The sequence below is a fragment of the Streptomyces sp. AA4 genome, assembly GCF_000158875.1.
In the GTDB taxonomy this organism is placed as follows: Bacteria; Actinomycetota; Actinomycetes; order Mycobacteriales; family Pseudonocardiaceae; genus Amycolatopsis.
The window spans coordinates 1,267,414-1,287,255 of record NZ_GG657746.1 but is presented as its reverse complement, the minus strand read 5'-3'; the positions used below and the strand labels follow the sequence as shown (position 1 = coordinate 1,287,255).

General features: G+C 69.5%; 15 protein-coding genes and 1 pseudogene. 4 read left to right on the top strand and 12 right to left on the bottom strand.

Annotated elements, in window-relative coordinates:
- The first annotated feature begins 15 nt into the window (after positions 1 to 15).
- Positions 16 to 2,424, top strand: a complete 2,409-nt coding sequence (locus tag SSMG_RS06065; protein ID WP_199785816.1) for a Tex family protein — start codon at positions 16 to 18, stop codon at positions 2,422 to 2,424.
- Between the two features lie 252 nt (positions 2,425 to 2,676).
- On the opposite strand, the pseudogene SSMG_RS06060 reads toward SSMG_RS06065, so the two are convergent.
- The 4 genes and pseudogenes from SSMG_RS06060 to SSMG_RS06050 all read right to left on the bottom strand — a co-directional run.
- Positions 2,677 to 2,865 (bottom strand): annotated as a pseudogene (locus SSMG_RS06060) (acyl-CoA dehydrogenase); the annotation flags it as partial.
- 253 nt (positions 2,866 to 3,118) lie between these two features.
- Complete coding sequence (locus SSMG_RS45250; protein ID WP_158687995.1) at positions 3,119 to 3,646, bottom strand: hypothetical protein; 528 nt, start codon at positions 3,644 to 3,646, stop codon at positions 3,119 to 3,121.
- 398 nt (positions 3,647 to 4,044) lie between these two features.
- Entirely contained in the window at positions 4,045 to 5,772 is a 1,728-nt protein-coding gene (locus SSMG_RS06055; protein WP_009073803.1) for an acyl-CoA dehydrogenase, read from the bottom strand.
- 12 nt (positions 5,773 to 5,784) lie between these two features.
- Complete coding sequence (locus tag SSMG_RS06050) at positions 5,785 to 7,113, bottom strand: serine hydrolase (protein ID WP_037716692.1); 1,329 nt, start codon at positions 7,111 to 7,113, stop codon at positions 5,785 to 5,787.
- Between the two features lie 277 nt (positions 7,114 to 7,390).
- Between SSMG_RS06050 and SSMG_RS06045 the strand changes: the two genes are divergently transcribed.
- A complete protein-coding gene (locus tag SSMG_RS06045) occupies positions 7,391 to 8,926 on the top strand; it encodes a DEAD/DEAH box helicase (protein WP_009073799.1) in 1,536 nt (511 codons plus the stop codon).
- Positions 8,927 to 9,032: 106 nt separating this feature from the next.
- Positions 9,033 to 9,248, top strand: coding sequence for a cold-shock protein (locus tag SSMG_RS06040; protein ID WP_009073797.1), 216 nt, complete (start codon positions 9,033 to 9,035; stop codon positions 9,246 to 9,248).
- Between the two features lies 1 nt (position 9,249).
- Here the strand turns inward: SSMG_RS06040 and SSMG_RS06035 are convergent, their stop codons facing one another.
- From SSMG_RS06035 to SSMG_RS06005, 7 genes are all read right to left on the bottom strand, one after another.
- Positions 9,250 to 10,239 carry a YdcF family protein gene (locus SSMG_RS06035; RefSeq protein WP_009073795.1) on the bottom strand — a complete coding sequence of 330 codons (990 nt, stop codon included), beginning with the start codon at positions 10,237 to 10,239 and terminating at the stop codon, positions 9,250 to 9,252.
- Positions 10,240 to 10,286: 47 nt separating this feature from the next.
- Positions 10,287 to 11,171 (bottom strand): ABC transporter permease, encoded by an 885-nt coding sequence (locus SSMG_RS06030; protein WP_009073793.1) that lies wholly within the window; start codon positions 11,169 to 11,171, stop codon positions 10,287 to 10,289.
- Positions 11,158 to 11,934, bottom strand: coding sequence for an ABC transporter ATP-binding protein (locus tag SSMG_RS06025; protein ID WP_009073791.1), 777 nt, complete (start codon positions 11,932 to 11,934; stop codon positions 11,158 to 11,160). The genes SSMG_RS06030 and SSMG_RS06025 overlap by 14 nt, the downstream gene beginning before the upstream one ends.
- 25 nt (positions 11,935 to 11,959) lie before the next feature.
- On the bottom strand, positions 11,960 to 13,015 hold the full coding sequence (locus SSMG_RS06020) for an ABC transporter substrate-binding protein (protein WP_009073789.1): 1,056 nt from the start codon (positions 13,013 to 13,015) through the stop codon (positions 11,960 to 11,962).
- Between the two features lie 114 nt (positions 13,016 to 13,129).
- A complete protein-coding gene (locus tag SSMG_RS06015; protein ID WP_009073787.1) occupies positions 13,130 to 14,155 on the bottom strand; it encodes an S-adenosylmethionine:tRNA ribosyltransferase-isomerase in 1,026 nt (341 codons plus the stop codon).
- Complete coding sequence (locus SSMG_RS06010; RefSeq protein WP_037712712.1) at positions 14,152 to 14,826, bottom strand: SDR family oxidoreductase; 675 nt, start codon at positions 14,824 to 14,826, stop codon at positions 14,152 to 14,154. Before SSMG_RS06010 ends, SSMG_RS06015 begins: the two co-directional genes overlap by 4 nt.
- Positions 14,827 to 14,869: 43 nt before the next feature.
- Positions 14,870 to 16,243, bottom strand: a complete 1,374-nt coding sequence (locus tag SSMG_RS06005) for a cytosine permease (RefSeq protein ID WP_009073783.1) — start codon at positions 16,241 to 16,243, stop codon at positions 14,870 to 14,872.
- Positions 16,244 to 16,345: 102 nt separating this feature from the next.
- On the opposite strand from SSMG_RS06005, the gene SSMG_RS06000 reads away from it, so the two are divergent.
- Positions 16,346 to 17,557 (top strand): MFS transporter, encoded by a 1,212-nt coding sequence (locus SSMG_RS06000; protein WP_037712709.1) that lies wholly within the window; start codon positions 16,346 to 16,348, stop codon positions 17,555 to 17,557.
- Between the two features lie 105 nt (positions 17,558 to 17,662).
- Here the strand turns inward: SSMG_RS06000 and SSMG_RS05995 are convergent, their stop codons facing one another.
- On the bottom strand, positions 17,663 to 19,624 hold the full coding sequence (locus SSMG_RS05995; protein ID WP_009073779.1) for a protease pro-enzyme activation domain-containing protein: 1,962 nt from the start codon (positions 19,622 to 19,624) through the stop codon (positions 17,663 to 17,665).
- Positions 19,625 to 19,842 lie beyond the last annotated feature (218 nt).

Sequence of the window (19,842 nt, the reverse complement as noted above, 5' to 3'; positions counted from 1 at the left end):
GCGGGCAGCGGCACAATGCAGGCTCGGAGCAACCCGAGACGAAGCAGGAGCCTGGTTTTGAGCGTGCAGTCGGTCGAGCAGCGGATCGCCGAAGAGCTGGGGGTGCGCGAAGGGCAGGTCAAGGCCGCCGTCACCCTCCTCGACGAGGGGTCCACGGTGCCGTTCATCGCCCGGTACCGCAAGGAAGTCACCGGAGAGCTGGACGACGCGCAGCTGCGCACGCTCGAGGAGCGGCTGCGCTACCTGCGCGAGCTGGACGAACGCCGCGCCGCGGTCCTGGAATCCATCCGGAGCCAGGGCAAGCTGGACGAGGCGCTCGAGGCGCAGATCCTCGCCGCGGACACGAAGTCGCGGCTGGAGGACATCTACCTCCCGTACAAGCCGAAGCGGCGGACGAAGGCGCAGATCGCCCGCGAGGCCGGGCTGGAGCCGCTGGCCGACGGCCTGCTGAACGACCCGACGACCGACCCGCAGGCGGCCGCCGCGGTATTCGTCGACGCGGACAAGGGCGTCGCGGACGCGCAGGCCGCCCTCGACGGCGCGCGCGCCATCCTGGTCGAGCGCTTCGCCGAGGACGCCGACCTGATCGGCGAGCTGCGCGAGAAGATGTGGGCCGAGGGCCACCTGTCGTCGAAGGTCCGCCCGGGCAAGGAGACCGACGGGGCCAAGTTCTCCGACTACTTCGACTTCTCCGAGCCCTACACCAAGCTCCCCTCGCACCGGATCCTCGCGATGCTGCGCGGCGAGAAGGAGGAGATCCTCGACCTCACGATGGAGCCTTCCGAGCCGGTCGCCGAGGACGCCCCGGTCCGCGTCGGCCCGACCGAGTACGAGCAGCGCATCGCCGCCCGCTTCGGCATCAGCCAGCAGGACCGTCCGGCCGACAAATGGCTCGGCGACACCGTGCGCTGGGCCTGGCGCACGAAGATCCTCCTGCACCTGGGCATCGACCTGCGGATGCGGCTGCGCCAGTCGGCCGAGGACGACGCCGTGCGCGTGTTCGCGGCCAACCTGCGCGACCTGCTGCTGGCCGCCCCGGCGGGCACCCGCGCCACGATGGGCCTCGACCCGGGCTTCCGCACCGGCGTGAAGGTGGCCGTGGTCGACGCGACCGGCAAGGTCGTCGACACCCACGTGATCTACCCCCACCAGCCGGCGAACAAATGGGACCAGTCGATCGCCGAGCTGGCGGTGCTGGCCAAGAAGCACAACGTCGACCTGATCTCGATCGGCAACGGCACCGCCTCGCGCGAAACCGACAAGCTGGCGATCGAGCTGATCAAGAAGCACCCGGAGCTGAAGCTCACCAAGGCGGTCGTGTCCGAGGCGGGCGCGTCGGTGTACTCGGCGTCGGCGTTCGCTTCGCAGGAACTGCCGGGCATGGACGTCTCGCTGCGCGGCGCGGTCTCGATCGCGCGGCGGCTGCAGGACCCGCTGGCCGAGCTGGTGAAGATCGACCCGAAGTCGATCGGCGTCGGCCAGTACCAGCACGACCTGTCCGAGGTGTCGCTGTCGCGTTCGCTGGACGCGGTGGTCGAGGACTGCGTGAACGCGGTCGGCGTGGACGTGAACACCGCGTCCGCCCCGCTGCTGACGCGGGTTTCGGGCATCACGACGTCGCTCGCGGAGAACATCGTGGCGCACCGCGACTCCAACGGCCCGTTCCGCACCCGGACCGCGCTGAAGGAGGTCGCGCGGCTCGGCCCGAAGGCGTTCGAGCAGTGCGCGGGCTTCCTCCGCATCCCGGACGGCGACGACCCGCTCGACGCGTCCTCGGTGCACCCCGAGGCGTACCCGGTGGTGCGGCGGATCCTCGATCGCACCGGCACCGGCATCCGCGAGCTGATCGGCAACGCCCGGACCCTGCAGTCGCTGAAGCCGGCCGAGTTCGTCGACGAGACCTTCGGGCTCCCGACAGTCACCGACATCCTGGCCGAACTGGAGAAACCGGGCCGCGACCCGCGTCCGGCGTTCAAGACCGCGACCTTCGCCGAGGGCGTCGAGAAGATCGCCGACCTCAAGCCGGGCATGCGCCTGGAGGGCGTGGTGACGAACGTGGCCGCGTTCGGCGCGTTCATCGACGTCGGCGTGCACCAGGACGGCCTCGCGCACGTTTCGGCGCTGTCGAAGAACTTCGTGAAGGACCCGCGCGACGTCGTGAAGCCGGGCGACATCGTGAAGGTGAAGGTGCTGGACGTCGACGTGCCGCGCAAGCGGATCTCGCTGACGCTGCGCCTGGACGACGAGCCCGGCGCGGGCAACAACCGAGGCGGCGGCCGGGACCGGGACCGCGGCGGCCAGGGTGGCGGCGGTCAGCGCCGGAACCAGCCGCAGCAGCGCGGGGGCGGCGGCCGGGACCGTCGCGACTCCGGAGGCGGCGGCGCGATGGCGGACGCGCTGCGGCGCGCCGGATTCGGCAAGTAGCACGCCCCAATGCCACATTGGGTGCATCTGACGCACCCAATGTGGCATTCGGTGCGTTGAGCGCACCCAATGCCACATTGGGGTTGGTTCAGCGGGCGGGCGCTGCCGAGGGCGTCCCCCAGCCGATGGTCGCGGTCCGACGCTGCGAACGTCCGTGAAGGGCTCCTTGAGGGAATCAGATTCCCTCAAGGAGCCCTTCACGGACCTCGGCGAATGCGGGGAGCCGGAGAGGTCTCTAGCAGGCGGCGCGCATCAGGGATTCATCTCGTACGCGCCGGAAAGCTCGCGCACCGTCTCCCACACCCGGCCGAACCGTTCGGCGTCCGGCACCGGCTTCCGCAACCCGGCCAGCGCCAGCTCCTGCTGCTTCTCGGTGGAACTCGGCTTCCCGTGCAGTTCGACCGCCGCGACGCTGAAATCCTGTACCAGCACGGCGAACAGCGAAGTCCAGGTCCCTCTCACGACAGCCGGCCCCGCCCGGCGTGATCGCCTGGGCCGCGGCATGGCCAGCCACGGCCTAGACGGTGTGCAGAGCAGCGAACCCCGGGGATGCATTCGCCGGTGCGTGGGATGCCCTGTTCCCGGCGCGATCAGGCCGGGCCTTCGCGGGTGGACGCAGTGGTCCATCAGGCTCTTCGGCGGGCGGTTCGCTATGCCGATCGCGACAGCGAATCCCTCGGCGCGCCCGGACCGTTCACCGAGGTTCGATGGGGGGCTCCAGATGAATATCAATCGCATCCTCCGGCTCCACATCGGGGTCGGAGGGGTCCTGAGCGACAAGTTCCACCGACTCGAGAGTCGATCCTTCGGGAATGTCGAGATCATGAGCCGAAAACACATCAGTAAGCGAATTGGCACTAGAATTGGTCAGACCGACCGATTGGAGCAATCGCGTTCCGTCCGGCAGATGATAAATAATTTCGAACACGGCAGTCCAGTGCGGAGGAAGTTCGATGCGGAGCTCCCGGGTACCGTTGTTCCAGCTCCACGCGCAGGTGCCCTGCGCGGGGTCCGGGTGGTCCGGGAGTTGCAGTCCCGGCCCGGCAGGCGATCCCGGCCGGCAGACTTGAGGCGGGGTGCCCGCAGAAGCTACCTGCACGTTTACGCCAACGAGGGCAATCGCGGCCACCCCTGCGGCACCCCACCGCTTCCAGGATTTCGAGCGCAGACCGCGACGCGAAGACGCCGTCGCGGCCCAATTCTCGCCCGTCACTTCATCCATTGCTTCTCTCCATTTCCTGTCCGGGAATTCCCTTGTTCGCCTTCGTTGTCCGACAACTGCCCGGAGCGATTCCGGCAGCAACAACTCGGCAATCTGAGTTCACCGCATCACGACCTGCCGCACAAGCCTCGGACGAGTGAACGGCAAAGCCGGCCGCCTAGATGACAATTGTTCGCAGCTAGGTGAAAGATTCATTCGCCGGGCACGCCGATGTTCGCGCAATCCGAGACCCCGGTGATCGGCAGTTTCGCGTCAACTGCCGATTCTGGCAGCCATGTCGTGACTCCGGAGGCAGCGGCGCGATGGTGGACGCCTGCGAAGCGCCGGATTCGGCAAGTAGCCCAGACAGAAAACGGCCTCCGCACTACCGAGCGCGGAGGCCGTTTCCGTGGTTTCCCTTACGGATTCATCTCGTACGCGCCGGAAAGCTCGCGCACCGTCTCCCACACCCGGCCGAACCGTTCGGCGTCCGGCACCGGCTTCCGCAACCCGGCCAGCGCCAGCTCCTGCTGCTTCTCGGTGGAACTCGGCTTCCCGTGCAGTTCGACCGCCGCGACGCTGAAGTCCTGCACCAGCACGGCGAACAGCTGGTCCAGCACATCGTCTGACACGCCGGTCAGCTCAGCCTGCTCCAGGATCAGCTGGCCGTAGACGACGAGCGTGAACAGCTCGGTCAGCGAGAGCCCGAAGTCCAGGTCCTTCTGCTGCGCCTCGTCCGGCGTCGCCTCCGACAGCAGGCGCACGAGCACGTCGGCCTGTTCGGTGAAGCGGGCGACGTTCGGCAGGTGCTTCGCGTTCTCATACGCCGGTTTCCAGTCGTGGAACCGGATCTTCGACAGTCCGCGCGCCGGGCCCTGCCGGAACAGGAAGTCGTCGTCCGAGGCGTCGTCGCGGGTCGGGACCGCCGGGTATTCCTGCGACGCGAACAGGTACGCGGGCATGAACTTCGCGATCAGCGCGAGGTTCACCGCGACCGTGCCCTCCAGTTTGGGCAGGCCGTCGATGTCGTTCTTGGCCATCGCGAGGTAGGTGTCGGCCTCGAAACCCTTGGCCGCCACGACATCCGCGACCAGCCCGATCACCTTCTGCGCCTCGGTGGTGACCTTCATCTTGGTGATCGGGTTGTACAGCAGGTAGCGGCGGTCCTGCTGGTTCGCCGAGCGGAAGTAGTCGATCGCGCGGTCGGAGAACAGCTTCATCCCGGTCAGCCGCACGTAGGCCTCGACGAACTCGCGGCGCACGTGCGGGAAATCGGTGACCGGGTGGCCGTACAGGATCCGGTTCTGCGCGTGCGTGATCGCCTCGTACAGCGAATGCGTCGCCATCCCGATGCCGCCGAAGCACAGGTTGAACTTGCCGATGTTGACCGTGTTCAGCGCGGCGCTGAAGGCTTCGGCTCCGGTGTGCAGGATGTCCTCCGCGCGCACCGGATAGTCCTCGAGCCGGAATTCCGCGACGTACATCTGCGACGGCACGATGTTCTTCACGACGTGGTAGTTCGGGTGCTCGGAATCGGCGTAGAAGAACACGTACTGCTCGGGTCCTTCGACGCCGTCGATCCGCCCGAACACCGAAACCGTGCGCGCGCAGTTTCCGTTGCCGATGTAGTACTTCGACCCGTTCGCGCGGTAGCCGCCCTCGCCGTCCGGGGTGAGCACGAGGTCGGACGAGTAGATGTCCGCGCCGTGTTCCTTTTCGGACAGTCCGAACGCGCCCACCCCGCCCTCGGCCAAGGCTTCCGCGGCGCGCTTGCGAGCGGCCGCGTTCCCGCTCTGCCATACCGGACCGAGGCCGAGAACGGTGACCTGGAAGGGGTACCAGTAGTTGAGGCCATAGAAGCCGAGAATTTCCGCCAGCGCGGCGATCCGGCTGGTGTCCCAGCGTTTGTCCGGATTCCCGGCGGAATCCGCGGCCGGGGTGAGGAACGTGGCGAACAGGCCTTCCTTGCCCGCGAATTCCAGGAAGTCCGCGTAGAACTCGCGGTCGTGATACGCCTGCGCGAGACGGCGTTTGCCGCGCGCTTCGAACCAGTCGATCGTCGCCCGCAGCAGCCGCTGGGTCTCCGGGTCGAACTTCCGGGCGTCGTAGTCGCGCGGGTTCAGCAGCGCTGTCGCCGTTTCGCTCATCGCATCTCCAGGTCAGCCGATATTACTGCCCGGTAACTTTAGCGCGGTGCGGCCGCCGGACTCCACCGCGTCCACCCGCCCGCGGCTGTCGCGCCGGAAACGCGCGCTCGGCCTGCGCGTGTCCGAGGCGCGGGCGAGCACGTCCTCGGCGACGAAGACGACCTCGAACGGCGGCGCGGAGAGGATGTCCGGGTCGTCGGTGTCGAGGATCATCTGCGCCCAGAGCGAGCCGTCGCGTTCGGTGATGTCGAAGATGAGCGAGCCGGTCCGATACCGGCCAAGGCAGTCGCCCGGGTCGATTGCCCATACCGGGAGACTGCCCGGTTTCGGCAGATCAGCCAGGTTCTCCAGGCACCAGTCGACGACCCGGGGGCCGAGTGCGCCGCCGCCCGCGCTGTTGGTGAGCACGGTGACCGCCAAGTTTTCGCTCGGCGCCATCACGAACTCCGACAGCTGCAGGTTGCTGACGTTGCCGCCGTGCCGCACCAGCTGCGCGTCGCCGTGGCGAAGCCGCAGCCAGGACAGTCCGACCTCCTCGAACGGCAGCGCGCCCTTGCGCTGCGCGGCGTGCATCAGCCGACGGGTCCCGTCGCTGAGCACCTCCCCGCCGTCCAGCTGGAACCGGGCCCATTTCAGCTGGTCACGGGCGGTCGACCAGAGACCTCCGGCCGGAGCGTCCGCGCGGGAGAGGCCGACGGTGTGCGCGACCGCCGGGCCGTCCTCGCGCAGCGCGTGCCCGACCGCGTGCCGACGGGTCAGCACCTCCCACGGCTGGAAGTACGAGTCGGTCATGCCGAGCGGTTCGAGCAGCCGGGTGCGGACCAGGTCCTCGTAGGTGCCGCCGGACACCGCCTCGGCAACGCGGCCGGCCAGCAGGAATCCGGCGTTGCAGTAGGAGAACACCTCGCCGACCGGAAAAATCTGCGGCAGCTCGCCGAACCGCTCCACCGCGCGAGCGAGCGCGTCGTCGCCCCAGCCGGTGTCGACCTCGATGTCGCCGAGGAAGCCGGACGAGTGCGTGAGAAGGTGGCGCAGCGTCACGGTTTTGGTCGCGAGCGGATCGGACAGCCGCAGCTCCGGGAGATACTCGACCACCGGCTGGTCCAGTTCGAGCACGCCGTCCTCGACCAGCACGAGCACCGCGGCGGCGGCGAACGTCTTGCTGGTGGAGCCGATCATGAACAGCGTGTCGTCGTCCACCGGCGTTCCGGTGTCCACACTGGACACTCCGGTGGTCAGCAGGGTTTCCTTGCCCTCGTGGAGAATCCCCGCCGAGACGCCGGGCACGCCCGCCTCGCGCGCCCATTCGCCCAGCAGTCCCCGGAGTTCGTCTGTGCTCATGCGGCCAGCCTCGCACCCGTCGGCGCGGCGGCGATGGTGGAAACGGACGAACATCGCGCACCCGCTTCGTCGGTTCGCGCGTGGCGGCCTGCGGGCGATATCACGTAGCCCGGCGGATCTTGGGACGGTATAGTGGAGCGTGCGGTCCGCTCAGTTCTGCCTCGGACCGCGTTTCGATGTTGTCGACGACCACGCGCCGCAGCCAACCGAGGCCGCGCCGGGCAGGACAACCGCGCTACGTACGGAGATACTGGACGCCTTCGCGTCCGCACCAACCATGACGACTTTTACTGAACTCGGCCTGCCCAAGCCCCTGGTCGACGCACTCGCCGCGCAGGGCGTCACCGAGCCGTTCCCGATCCAGGCCGCCACGCTCCCGCACACGCTGGCGGGCCGCGACGTGCTCGGCCGCGGCCGCACCGGCTCCGGCAAGACGTACGGCTTCGTGCTGCCCGTGCTGGCCCGCCTGGCCGCCGGCCCGACGCGGCGCCGCCCCGGCCGTCCGCGGGCGCTGATCCTCGCCCCGACGCGCGAACTGGCCACCCAGATCGAGGCCGCGATCGTGCCGCTGGCGCGCCCGCTGGGCCTCAAGGCCACCACGATTTTCGGCGGCGTGAGCGCGAACCCGCAGATCACCCGCCTCCGCGACGGCGTCGACATCGTCGTCGCCTGCCCCGGACGGCTCGCCGACCACATGCGCACCGGCGAGGCGAAGCTGGACAAGATCGAGATCACCGTCCTCGACGAGGCCGACCACATGGCCGACCTCGGCTTCCTGCCCGAGGTCCGCCGCATCATGGCGGCGACCCCGGAACGCGGCCAGCGCCTGCTGTTCTCGGCGACGCTCGACGGCGGCATCGACGTGCTCGCGAAGCGCTTCATGAACGACCCGATGCTGCACAGCGTCGACTCGGCGCAGTCCCCCGTGTCGACGATGACGCACCACGTGCTGCACCTTGAGGAGACCCACCGCCTGCCGGTCCTGGTCGACCTGACCGCCGCGCCGGGCCGCACCCTGGTCTTCACCCGCACGAAGCACCGCGCGAAGGCCCTCACGCGCAAACTCGTCGCGAGCGGCGTCCCCGCGGTCGAACTGCACGGCAACCTCGGTCAGAACGCGCGCACGCGCAACCTGGAAGCCTTCTCGTCGGGCACCGCGAAAACCCTGGTGGCCACGGACATCGCGGCGCGAGGCATCCACGTGGACGACGTCACGCTGGTCATCCACGCCGACCCGCCGGTCGAGCACAAGGCGTACCTGCACCGCTCCGGCCGCACCGCCCGCGCGGGCGCGTCGGGCACCGTGGTGACGCTGATGACCGACGAGCAGGTCGCGGACGTCCGCGCGCTGACCCGGAAGGCCGGGATCTCGCCGACCACCACGCGCATCTCGCCGACGCACCCGCTGCTGGCCGAACTGGCCCCGGGCGACCGGTCGTTCACCGCGTCGCCCCGTCGGCCCGCGGTGGACAACCGCCCCAAGACGGTGACCGCTTCCGGTGCCGCCCCGGGCACCGGCCGACGCCGCGGCGCGCCTTCGGAAAACCGGGGCGGGCTCGGGGCACGGACCGGTTCGCAGTCCCGCCGCTCCGGTGGTGGCCGCGGCGGACCTCGGCAGGGCAGTGAGACTCGGTCTTCGGAACGGCAGCCAGGCCAGGCCCGCCGGGAGGACCAGCGCCGAGGTTCGGGTGCCGGTCGCCGAGGCGCGGAGGGCGCGGGCCGTCCTGCCGCTGGCACCGACCGTCGCGGGTCAGGCCAGCCGTCGCGCAACCGCCGCAACGGTTCCGGCGGGCGTCGGCAGCCGAACTCCTGAGAGCACTCCAGCCGGACGGGGTTCTCCGCCACCGTGGTTTGAGGAATCGGATCGCCGTGCCGAAAATTCGCTGCGCGGCACGGCGATCCTTCCCTGGCCTGGCTCCATGGAGCATCGAGGGAAAGTCGTGCGCTGGGAAGTCGACGAGGGCTGGGGAATTCTCGAATCACCCGCCGTCGACGGCCCGATCTGGGCCCATTTCTCGATGATCGAGGCTGACGGCTTCCGGTCCCTGACGGCCGGGGAAGACGTGCGGTTCGCCGTCGAGCGCGCCGAACAAGACGGCTGTCACTGGCGTGCGATCCGGGTGCGCACCGCCTGAATCAGCTCAGCAGGAACAGCAAAAACGGCCCCACACCCAGAACCAACAACACCGCCGCGTTCGTCTTCCGGTACTCCACCAGCAACGCCACAAACTCCCGCAGAAACGCGCTGGGCACGAAGTACGACGCCGTCCGAGCCCCGATCACGTTGAGCCGCAACCCCAGTTGCCGCGCGAGCACCGCCGTGCGGAAGACATGGTAGTTGTTCGTCACCGCCAGGATCGGCCCGGAAAACCCGCGCTCGGCAAGCAAAGCGACGCTGAACCGCAGGTTCTCGCTGGTCGTCGTAGCCCGATCCTCCAGCACGAGCTGCTCCTCCGGAACCCCGGCCTCGACGAGATACCGCGCCATCGCGGCCGCTTCCGAAGTCAGTTCGTCCGCGCCTTGCCCGCCGGACACCACCAGCACCGCGCCCGGCGACCGTTGCTGCACCTGGACCGCGCGGTCGAGTCGGCTGGCCAGCAGCGGCGGCACCCGGTCGCCCTGCAGCCCGGAGCCCAGGACGACCACCGCCGCGGCGCGGAGGCGGCGGGTGACCCGGCTGTAGAGGATCGAGTACAGCAGCAACGCCGTGAACAAAAAGGCCAGGTAACCGGTCACGAACAGCACCGCCATCGCGGCCACGCGCAGCAACGGCGCATCGTCGATGACCAGCGCACTCACCCCGAGCGCGAACACCGCGAGCAGGCCGAGCCCGGCCAGCAGCGACAGCAGGTTCGCGAGCCGCCGGCCTTCCCTTCGCAGCATCACGACGCCGTTCGCGATCAGCGCCCACGGCAGTGCCAACGCGCCGAGCCCGCAGACGAGCGCCACCAGCGTGACGATCGCGATCTGGGCCCATTCGATGTGCTTGAAGAACGACAGCAGCCACAACCCGGTGAAGCCGAGCGCGACCAGGAACCACACCGCGTTGCCGACCCGCCGCGGTTCGCGCGCGAACCGGACGACGAACACGAGCACGGAAGCCAGCGCGAACAGCCCGGAGGTCATGGTCCAGCATTCTGCTTGGCGTGCCCGTGCGTCGCGCGGGCAGGTACTCAGAGTGACGTCGTCAGGCCCCGCGCGCGCAGCACCGACCGCTCCAGCGGACGGAACACGATCAGCTCGATCGCCACCCCGACGAACAAAATCAGGAAAATCGCCGCGATCACCATCGGCATCGAGTTGTACGAGGACCCGTCGTTCAAATACGTCCCCAGCCCGACGCCGAGGCTCGGCGAGCGCGCGATCAGTTCCGCGGCCATCAGCGAGCGCCACGAAAACGCCCAGCCTTGCTTGAGCCCGGCCAGGAACCCGGGCAGCGCGGCGGGCAGCAGGATGTGCCGGGCCGCGGCGAAGCGGCCGGCGCCCATCACCTTGCCGACGCGCGGCAGGATCGGCGGGATCTGGTCGATGCCGGACACGAGCCCGTTCGCGATCGACGGGACCGAGCCGAGCAGCACGACGAAGTAGATCGCCGCGTCGTTGATGCCGAACCAGATCACCGCGGCCGGCACCCAGGCCACCGACGGCAGGCTCTGCAACCCGCTCAGCAGCGGTCCGATCGCGGCGCGCACCACGCGGACCTTCGCCACCAGGATGCCCAGCGGCGTGCCGAGCACGACCCCGGCGGCGAAGCCGAGCGCGGCGCGGTGCACGGAGGTCCAGATGAAACCGAACACCGAGCCGTTGGTGACGGTGCCCCAGAACTCGGCCCAGACGTCCAGCGGCGCGGGCAGCGTGGTCTCCGGCCAGAACGCGGCGGCCCACAGGAGCTGCCAGATGACCACGAGCAGCACGAGCGCGCCGACCGGCGGCAGGAATCCGCGCACGAACCGGCGGCGCAGCGACGTCGGCCGCGCCCCGGTGGGGGTGTCGAGCCGGTCCAGTCCGGCGCCGACGGCTTCGTCTAGGTCGGGGGCCGCCTGGTCAGGCTGCGGCATGGGTGCTGATCACCTTTCGCAGATCGGCCGTGATCTCCTCGGCCAGCAGTTCGGCGTCGGCGGACGGGACGTCGTGCCATTCGCGCACGACCCGGCCCGGACGCGACGACAGCAGCACCACCCGCTGGCCAAGCCGGACAGCCTCGCGCACGTCGTGCGTCACGAACAGCACCGAAGTACCGGTGCTGCGCCACACCCGCAGCAGTTCGCTCTGCAGCACGTCGCGCGTGATCGCGTCGAGCGCCGCGAACGGTTCGTCCATGAGCAGCAACGCGTTGCCGTCGTCGCCGCCGACGCGGTGGGTCGCGGCCAGCGCGCGGGCCAGCGCGACCCGCTGCCGCATGCCGCCGGACAGCTCGTGCGGACGCTTGCGCGCCGCGTCGCTCAACCGCACCAGATCCAGCAGCTCAGCAGCCTTTTCCCGGCGCTCGGACCGGCCGAAGCCGGCGAGCCGCAGCGGCAGTTCCACGTTCCGGGACGCGGTCAGCCACGGCATCAGCGCGGCCTCCTGGAACATCACCGCGGGCCGCGAGGTGGTGAGCGTGATTTCGCCGGCGGACGGCTGGTCGAGTCCGGCGACGAGGTTCAGCAGCGTGCTCTTGCCGCAGCCGGACGCGCCGAGCAGGCAGACGAACTCGCCCGGTTCGACGGTCAGGTCGACCCCGTCGAGCGCGGTCACCGCGCCGCCGGCGGAGCCGAACACCTTGCCGACGCGGTCGAGATGCACGGCGGCGGTCACTGGTCGCGCCAGGGTGGTGGTCATCGCGGATCGCCTTCCGGTCGGGACGTCACTTGGCCAGTTCGGGCGCGTTGACGGCGGGCAGCTGCTGTGCCTTGAGGACCTCGTTGAGCGGGCCGAAGTCGGCGAACCCCTTGAGGTCCACCACCTTGTCGACCACGCCCGCGGTCACCGAGTCCTTGGCCAGCTGCGGGAACTGCGCGGGCACCGGGTCGGTGGTCAGTTCGATGTTCGCGAACGCGCGGTCGAGCACGGCCGGGCTGAGCGAGCTGCCGGACAGCTCCTTGAGCGCTCCGTTGACCACGGTCTTCGCTTCGGCCGGGTTCTTCTTCGCCCAGTCGATCGCCTGCAGTTCGCCCTTCAGCAGCGCGCGCACGGTGTCCGGGTGCTGCTTGAGGAATTCGCTGCGCACGATCGCGACGGTGGTCGGGAACCGGCCTTCCGGCCACAGCGCCTTCTCGTCCACCAGGACCTGCGCGCCCGCGTCGGTCACCAGCCGCGACGACCACGGCTCGGGCAGCCAGCCGCCGTCGACCTCGCCCTTGCGGAACGCGTCGAGCGTCTTCGGGTTGTCCAGGTTGGTCACGTTCACCTGCCCGGTCAGGTGCTTCTCGGCGAGGAACTTCTTGAGCGCGACGTCCTGGGTGTTGGCCAGCTGCGGCGTCGCGATCGTCTTGCCCTTGAGCTGGTCGACCGACGTGATCCCGGGCTTCACCACCAGCTGCGCGCCGCCGGTGACCGCGCCGGACACCAGCTGGATCGCGCCCTTGGACTTGGTGAAGGCGTTGATCGCCGGCCCGGAGCCGATGAACGCGACGTCGAGCGAACCGCCGAGCAGCGCGTTCACTTCGGACGGACCGGCGTTGAACGTCTGGGTCGTGAGCTTGGTGCCGCCGAGGTTCTGCGCGAAGAAGTTCTTCTTGACCCCGATCAGCGCGGGCGTGTGCGTTACGTTCGGGAAGAAGCCGACGCGCACCTCCCCGGCGGCGCCCTGGTTGGTCGCGGCCTCGGTGCGGTCCGCGCGGGAACACCCGGCGAGCGCCCCGAGCGCCGTCAGCGCGGCGAGTGCGGAAGCGAGCAATCGGGTTCGCGGAAATGTACGCACAAATGGCCCTTTCGCGGTCAGCGGAACGGGGCGAGAATGACACGTTCACCCGCGAGACTGCATATGCATCCGCATCCCGGGAAATTGTGTGGGATTACTTGACAGGCGCGGGCCTCACCTGCTTGTCAGGAGCGAGACGTCGCCGAACTCGTGCCACAGATACTCCCGGCGCACCGCCGCGTCGTAAGCCCGCTGCACCAGCTCCGCACCCACGACGGCTTCGAGAAGCAGCAGGTGGGACGCCTCGGGCGCGTGCAGTCCGGTGATCAGCCCGTCGACCGCGCGGGCGGGCCGGTCCGGGCCGAGCACGAGTTCGGTCCAGCCCGCCGCCGCGGTGACGAGTCCGCCGGGATTAGCGGCCGATTCAATCGCGCGCACCGCGGTCGTCCCGACTGCGATTACGCGTCCACCCTGGTCGCGCACCCAATTGACCAACGCGGCAGTCGTCGCCGGAACGCGAAATCGCTCGCCGTACGGCGGTTCCCCGGCTTCCGGCGACGAGACGCCGGTGTGCAACAAGATCGGCGCGAACAACACGCCCCGCGAGACGAGCTGAGTGACCAACTCCGCGGTAAACGGCCGGGCCGCGCTCGGCATCTCCGCCGAACCCGGATCGAGCGCGAACACAGTCTGGTAATTCGGCAACGGCCACGCGCGCGGGACATAGCCGTAGCGAATCGGCCGACCGACCTTCGCGAGATACTGCGGGAGCTTGCCTTCCACTTCGATCTTCGCGCGCCACAACCGTTGTGCACCAGCGACGTGCGGCTCGCACAACGTGACGACGGCTCCGGCGGGCAGGTTGAGCCGCTCCCCCGCGCGGCCGTCGAGGAGCGGACCGCCGGGGGTGCGGAGTTCCACGACCCAGGTTCCGTCGTCGAGTTCCGTGGAAAAGTGGACGGTGACGACGTGGTCGTCCCGGACCGCATCGACGGCGGCCGGGAGCGTGCCGGAAGTGTTGACTACCAGCAGGTCGCCAGGCTGCAAAAATGCAGCCAGGTCACGAAAAACGGCGTGCTGCACGCCGTTCGGACCGGCCGCGAGCAGCCGCACCTCGTCCCGGGCGAGCCCGCGCGCTTCGGGCGGCGCGGACGCGCTGCGGTCCTCGGCGAGGTCGAACCGGGTGCGTGGAGCGGTCATGACTGCACCTGCAGGTCCGCCGCCTTGAACCGGCCGCTCGGCGGACGTTCCTCCAGCAGCCGCAGGAAAGCCGGTACCGCGGTCTCCGGCAGCGGCCGGTCCGAAATGTCCTCGCCCGGGAAAGCGGCCTGGTGCATGGCCGTGCGCAGATCGCCGGGATCGACGGCGTACACCGCAATGTCCGGATTTTCCACGCCCAGCACCGCGCTCACGTGGTCCAGCGCGGCCTTCGCCGAACCGTAGCCGCCCCAACCCTCGTACGCCTCCACGGCGGCGTCGGAGCTGATGTTGATCAGCACTCCCTTGGCCGCGGCGAGCGCGGGCAACAGCAGCCGGGCGAGCGCGAGCGGCGCGAAAACGTTGGTGCGGAAGACAGTTTCCAGCTCGTCCGGCGGATACTCGGCCAGCGGCGGCAGCGGGCTGACGCCGAGCGTGCTGGCGTTGTTGACGAGCAGGTCGAGCCGGGGTCCGGCGGCTTCGGCCAGCTGGGCGCGGTGCGCGGGGTCGGTGACGTCGCCGGGCACCGGGGTGAACCCGGCGTCGGCCGCGGCGGCGCGCAGCGTGCCCGGGTCGCGTCCGGTGCCCAGCACTGTCCATTCGCGACGGACGAGAGCCGAGGCGAGCGCCCGGCCCAGACCGGCGGAAGCGCCGGTGACAACAGCGACTGGCATGGTCCCTCCAGAAGTAGGCACCTGCCAGCGTGCGACCTCTACCTTACTGGAGGTCAACCGGCCGGCGGCCGCGCAGCACCGTGTACGCCACCAGCGAAACCACGAACCCGGCGTAGTAGGCCAGATCCGCTCCGTGCAGCGCCGCGGCGACCGGTCCCGTGTAGACAGTCGTGTTCATGAACGGCACCGCCGCCGCGAAGCCGACCACGAACGCCACGATCGCGGCCCAGCTGCGCACCGGACGGCGCAGCTCAGCCAACACGTCGACTTCGCGGCCGCGACGCGTGCGGCGCAGCCAATCCGGCACGACGACACCAAGGAACGGCGGGATCCAGTAACTCACCACCAGCAGCACGTTCTGGAACTTCGCAGCCAGGTCGCCGCTGTGCATCCAGAGAATCAACGCGAACGCCAGCACCGTCACGACCACCGCCGACACCGGACGACGCACCCGCACGCCGACAGTCTGCAGCGCGAGCGAACCGCTGTAGTCGTTCATCGCGTTGGACGACACCGCGGCCAGCGCGATCACCAGCAACGCCACCGCACCCAGCACACCACCGCCGAGCAGCGTCGACACTCCGGCGGCGGTCTGGTCGCCCAACGCCGTGCCGAGTGCGAGACCAATGCCCTCGCCGAGCGCGTACGACGCCGTCAGGCCCAGCAGCGTGAACCAGAAGACGCCGCTCGGCCGCGTCGAAGCGGGCAAGTAGCGGCTGAAATCCGAGGCGTAAGGAGCCCACGAAATAGCGAGGCTGAGCGTAATGGTGGAAAACAGCACGACGGCACCGGCGAAATCGCCGCCGGTCGCGGAATCGGCGAAGGTGATCGGGTGGTCAAGCACCACCTTTACCGCGAGCGCGACAAATGCGACAACCAGCACCACGCTCATCACGGCCTGGACCCGGTGGATCACCGCGTAACCGAATACGCCGAGCGTGCACTGCAGCACCAGCACCACGAGCACCGCGGCCCAGAACGGCAGCCCGGTGAGCTGGGCCAGCGCTTCGCCGCCGAACAACCCGACCAGCGCGTCCCACGCGATCGAACCGAGCCATTGCACCAGGCCGGGCAGCACGACGCCGCGGCCGAACGGAAGCCGTGCGAGCGGCAGCTGGCCGGTTCCGGTGCGCGGACCCCAGGTGGACAGCCACGCGACCGGCAGCGAACCGACCACGGTGCCGATCAGCGCGATGACGAACCCGGTGGTGAACCCGAGCCCGAGCGTCGCGCCGAGCGTGCCGGTGAAGACGGCGGTCATGGTGAGGTTCGGCGCGAACCACACCCCCGCCAGCCGCCACGGCCTGCCGAACCGGTTCGCGTGCGGGATCGGGGTGATTCCGTGCGTTTCGATCGCGAAATCCCCTGCTCCGGACGGCATCCGGCCACCGAAGACCTCGGCGTCGATTCCGCTCATGCCCTGCCCTTTCTCCCGGCTGACCCGTGAGTCTGAACCGGAGCGCCCGGCCGCGCCAATACTCTGTGGCGTTCCCGACCCGATCTCGGCAGGATCGCCGCAATGGGGGAAGCACCGTTGCGCCATCGCGCGTTCGCGATTTTCTACGCCGGACGGCTGGTCTCGCTGCTGGGCAGCGCCATGACCCCGGTCGCCCTGGCCTTCGCCGTGCTGGGCAGCAGCCGCGGCCCGACCGACCTCGGCGTCGTGCTCGCCGCCGGGATCGTCCCGCTGCTGGCGTTCCTGCTCGTCGGCGGCGCGGTCGGCGACCGGTTCCCGCGCAACCGCGTGCTGCGGCTGTCGAACCTCGGCGCGGGCGCCGCGCAACTGGTCGCCGCGGCCATCCTGCTCACCGGCAACTACTCGCTGGCCGCCCTCGCGGTCACCGAGTTCCTCGGCGGGATCTGCACCGCGTTCACCACCCCGGCGCTGCGCGGGATCGTGCCGCAGATCGTCCCGCCGGACTCGCTGCGCCAGGCGAACTCGCTGCTGGGCACCAGCAAGAACCTCACGAAGGTGGCCGGTCCCGCCGCCGCCGGCGTGCTGGTCGGCACGGTCGGCGGGGGCTGGGCGATCGCCGTCGACGGCGTGTCGTTCGTGCTCGCCGCCCTGCTGTACCAGCTCGTCACGCTGCCCCCGGCGAAGCACACTGTGCAAGACAGCGTCTTGCACAGTGTGCGAACCGGCTGGCGGCAGTTCTGGAGCATCCCGTGGCTGTGGCGGGTGGCGACGGCGTTCACCGTCTACAACGTCGTCTTCACCGGCGGCTGGCTGGTGCTCGGGCCGGGCATCGCGCGGGACACGATCGGCGCGACCGGATGGGGCGTCGTGTTGAGCGTGCGTGCGGTGGGCGCGCTGCTGGCCGGGCTGGTGATGTACCGCGTCGCGCCGCGCCGCCTGCTGCCAGTGGGCTTGGCGAGCGCGGCGCTGACCGCGCTGCCGCTGTTCGCGCTCGGCCTGCACGCGGGGGTCGTGCTGCTGGCCGGGGCGACGTTCGTCGCCGGGTTTTGCGCGGGCGTGCTGGCCGTCGCCTGGGACACGACGATGCAGGAGAACATCCCGGGCCATTCGCTGTCGAGGATGGCCGCGTTCGACGACTTCGGCTCGTACGCGGGCATTCCGGTCGGCGAATTGCTCGCCGGACCGCTCGGCGCCGCGTTCGGCGCCCCGCAGGTGGTGCTCGTCGGCGGGATCGTCCTCGTTGTCACCGCGCTGTCCCCGCTGCGCTCGGCCGCCGTCCGCGCGCTGCGGCATCCGCCGGTCCGCGTGCCGTGAAGGGCTCCTTGAGGGAATCTGATTCCCTCAAGGAGCCCTTCACGGACCGCCACGCAAGGAAGGGCCTGCCAGGGGATCCCGGCAGGCCCTTCCTTCACCCCTCGGTCACACCAGCAACAGGAACGCCACTCCGTTCGGCGAGCCGAGGCCCGTCACGTCGTCGTAGCCCTTGGTCGTGTGGATCGTCAGGTTCGGGTAGTCGAGCACCCGGGCGGAGGTCTTCAGCCCCGCCGAGGCGTCGACGCCGTTGGCGAAGTCCACGCGCTGCACCGCGCCGTCGACGTGCTGGACGTCGTGGATCGCCGACGTGCGCGACGTCAGCTGGTACAGCACCGGGTTGATGAAGCCGTGGTGGAAGTGGTCGAGGCTGTCGGCCACCGCCATCACGCCCGCGAACACCGGCGACGCGAGGCTCGTGCCGCCGATCCGGTACTGGTCGTAGTAGACGCCGTCCGGGAAGGTCTGCGTCTGGCCGACCAGGAAGCCGGTGTTGGGGTCGGCGACCGCGGAGATGTCCGGGACCACGCGGCCCTTCGCGCCGCCGGTCTGGTTCTTCGTGGACAGCGCGTCCGGCACGATTCCCTTCTGGTAGAAGGGCTGGCCGAACAGCCGGCTCGTGCCGCCGCCCGCGCCGCCGTTGAAGGCGCCGGGGAACGCCGGGGTGTAGACGCCGTTGGTCAGCGTCGACTTGCCGGTCTCCCACCCGGTTTCGAAGATCCGCTTGCCGTCCTTGCCGACCGCCAGCGACGTGCCGCCGACCGCGGTCACCCACGGAGCCGAAGCGGAGAAGTCCGGCGACGGCGTGCCGAGGCGGGCGACCTCGTCCCCGTTGTCGCCGGAGGAGAAGTACACGCCGATGCCCTCGAGCACCGCCTGCATCGAGATGTGGTTGAACACCTTGACCTCGGCGGCCGGGATGTCCTCGCCGGTGTCGCCGTAGGAGTTGGAGATGATGTCGGCCTTGTGCCCCGCGACGACATAGTTCAGCGCGGTGTCCAGCGACAGGTCTTCACAGTCCTGCCCGCCGACGTACAGGATGTCCGCCCCCGGCGCGAGCCCGTGCGCGGCCTCGACATCCAGGGTCTCCTCGCCGTACCAGCCGGAAGCGTCGCACTGGTCCGGCCCTTCGAGCACCGGGTTCGACGGGAAGATGTGCTGCTTGAACTGCTGCTTGGTCAGCGGGTGCGCCGGGTCGTTGCGCTTGGCGTACTCCGAGGCGTCGGCGTAGATCGTCGGCGAAGCGAAGGCGTCCACGATGGCGATCGTGGTGCCGCGACCGTCCGCGCCGAACTGCGCGACCTGGTCCAGGCCGTACGCCGAACGCAACTGCGCGGGCGTGTAACCGCACGGCGCGTACGGAAGCTGCTTGCCGTTGTACGCCGGGTCGGTCGTGTCGGTCTTCTCGCCGTAGTAAGCACTGCACGGCCCGGAATTGCGGAACCCGTTGCTGGGCGGCGCGGTCGACGGGCTGCCCTGCACGCGCGACTGCTTCTTCGCGCTCGGGTCCGCGCCGTCGGTGTGGTCCGGCTTGAACAGGTTCGTCGCCTGGTCGACGCCGATCACGCCGAGCACGTCGTTCGCCAGCGAGGCCGGAACGGACAGGTCCTTGTCCGCCGCGCGCAACGTCTGTCCCTTGACCTGGTACTTGCCCAAGGTCACCGCGAACGCGCGCTGCACCTGATCGGCGGTACCGGTCGCCTCGACGTACGCCCGGTTGGACGGCACCTCGCCGATGCTGAATCCGCTTGCGGACAGCCAGTTCTTGACCGCGGACACGGTCTGGTCGGTAGCCGCGAACTGGTCCCGCACCTGATCCGGCGACAGATAATGCCGGTAATTCCGGCTGTTCGGATCGGACACCGACTGCGCGGCGGCCTCGGCCGCGCCCTGGTCCTTGAGGTTCAAGTAAACCCGAAAGTCCATAGTGGACGACCCAGCGGTGTCGGCCACCTTGGACTGAGGATTGGCCCAGACCGGATGCGATTGCGGAATGTCCGCCCGCCCCTGAGCCGACGCCACGGCAGGCGAAGCGGCTAAACCGCCGACCACCGCAAGCGAAAGAAACATGGTGACGCTTCTACGCACAGCAACTCCCTCGTGTTGCGCGGCTTCGACCCCGCCTGCCGCCGGAAAGAGATTAGGACTGCCCCCGCCCGCCAGGGAAGCGTCCGGCTTTCCCGTGCGGAACCGTTATCTGCTCCCCTCACCGCGACACAAGGGACAACTGCGACCAAAGTCCGTTTCATCCGCACTGTCCACAGCGGAATGTCCAGAAATCGGAAGAA

Bases quoted from the DNA above. Each gene is read 5' to 3' on its own strand.
- SSMG_RS06005 (WP_009073783.1), bottom strand. From the start codon at position 16,243: ATGAGCGGAATCGACGCCGAGGTCTTCGGTGGCCGGATGCCGTCCGGA.
- SSMG_RS06065 (WP_199785816.1), top strand. From the start codon at position 16: ATGCAGGCTCGGAGCAACCCGAGACGAAGCAGGAGCCTGGTTTTGAGC.
- SSMG_RS06025 (WP_009073791.1), bottom strand. From the start codon at position 11,934: ATGACCACCACCCTGGCGCGACCAGTGACCGCCGCCGTGCATCTCGAC.
- SSMG_RS06015 (WP_009073787.1), bottom strand. From the start codon at position 14,155: ATGACCGCTCCACGCACCCGGTTCGACCTCGCCGAGGACCGCAGCGCG.
- SSMG_RS06035 (WP_009073795.1), bottom strand. From the start codon at position 10,239: ATGACCTCCGGGCTGTTCGCGCTGGCTTCCGTGCTCGTGTTCGTCGTC.
- SSMG_RS05995 (WP_009073779.1), bottom strand. From the start codon at position 19,624: ATGTTTCTTTCGCTTGCGGTGGTCGGCGGTTTAGCCGCTTCGCCTGCC.
- SSMG_RS06000 (WP_037712709.1), top strand. From the start codon at position 16,346: ATGGGGGAAGCACCGTTGCGCCATCGCGCGTTCGCGATTTTCTACGCC.
- SSMG_RS06030 (WP_009073793.1), bottom strand. From the start codon at position 11,171: ATGCCGCAGCCTGACCAGGCGGCCCCCGACCTAGACGAAGCCGTCGGC.
- SSMG_RS45250 (WP_158687995.1), bottom strand. From the start codon at position 3,646: ATGGATGAAGTGACGGGCGAGAATTGGGCCGCGACGGCGTCTTCGCGT.
- SSMG_RS06045 (WP_009073799.1), top strand. From the start codon at position 7,391: ATGACGACTTTTACTGAACTCGGCCTGCCCAAGCCCCTGGTCGACGCA.
- SSMG_RS06040 (WP_009073797.1), top strand. From the start codon at position 9,033: ATGGAGCATCGAGGGAAAGTCGTGCGCTGGGAAGTCGACGAGGGCTGG.
- SSMG_RS06050 (WP_037716692.1), bottom strand. From the start codon at position 7,113: ATGAGCACAGACGAACTCCGGGGACTGCTGGGCGAATGGGCGCGCGAG.
- SSMG_RS06055 (WP_009073803.1), bottom strand. From the start codon at position 5,772: ATGAGCGAAACGGCGACAGCGCTGCTGAACCCGCGCGACTACGACGCC.
- SSMG_RS06010 (WP_037712712.1), bottom strand. From the start codon at position 14,826: ATGCCAGTCGCTGTTGTCACCGGCGCTTCCGCCGGTCTGGGCCGGGCG.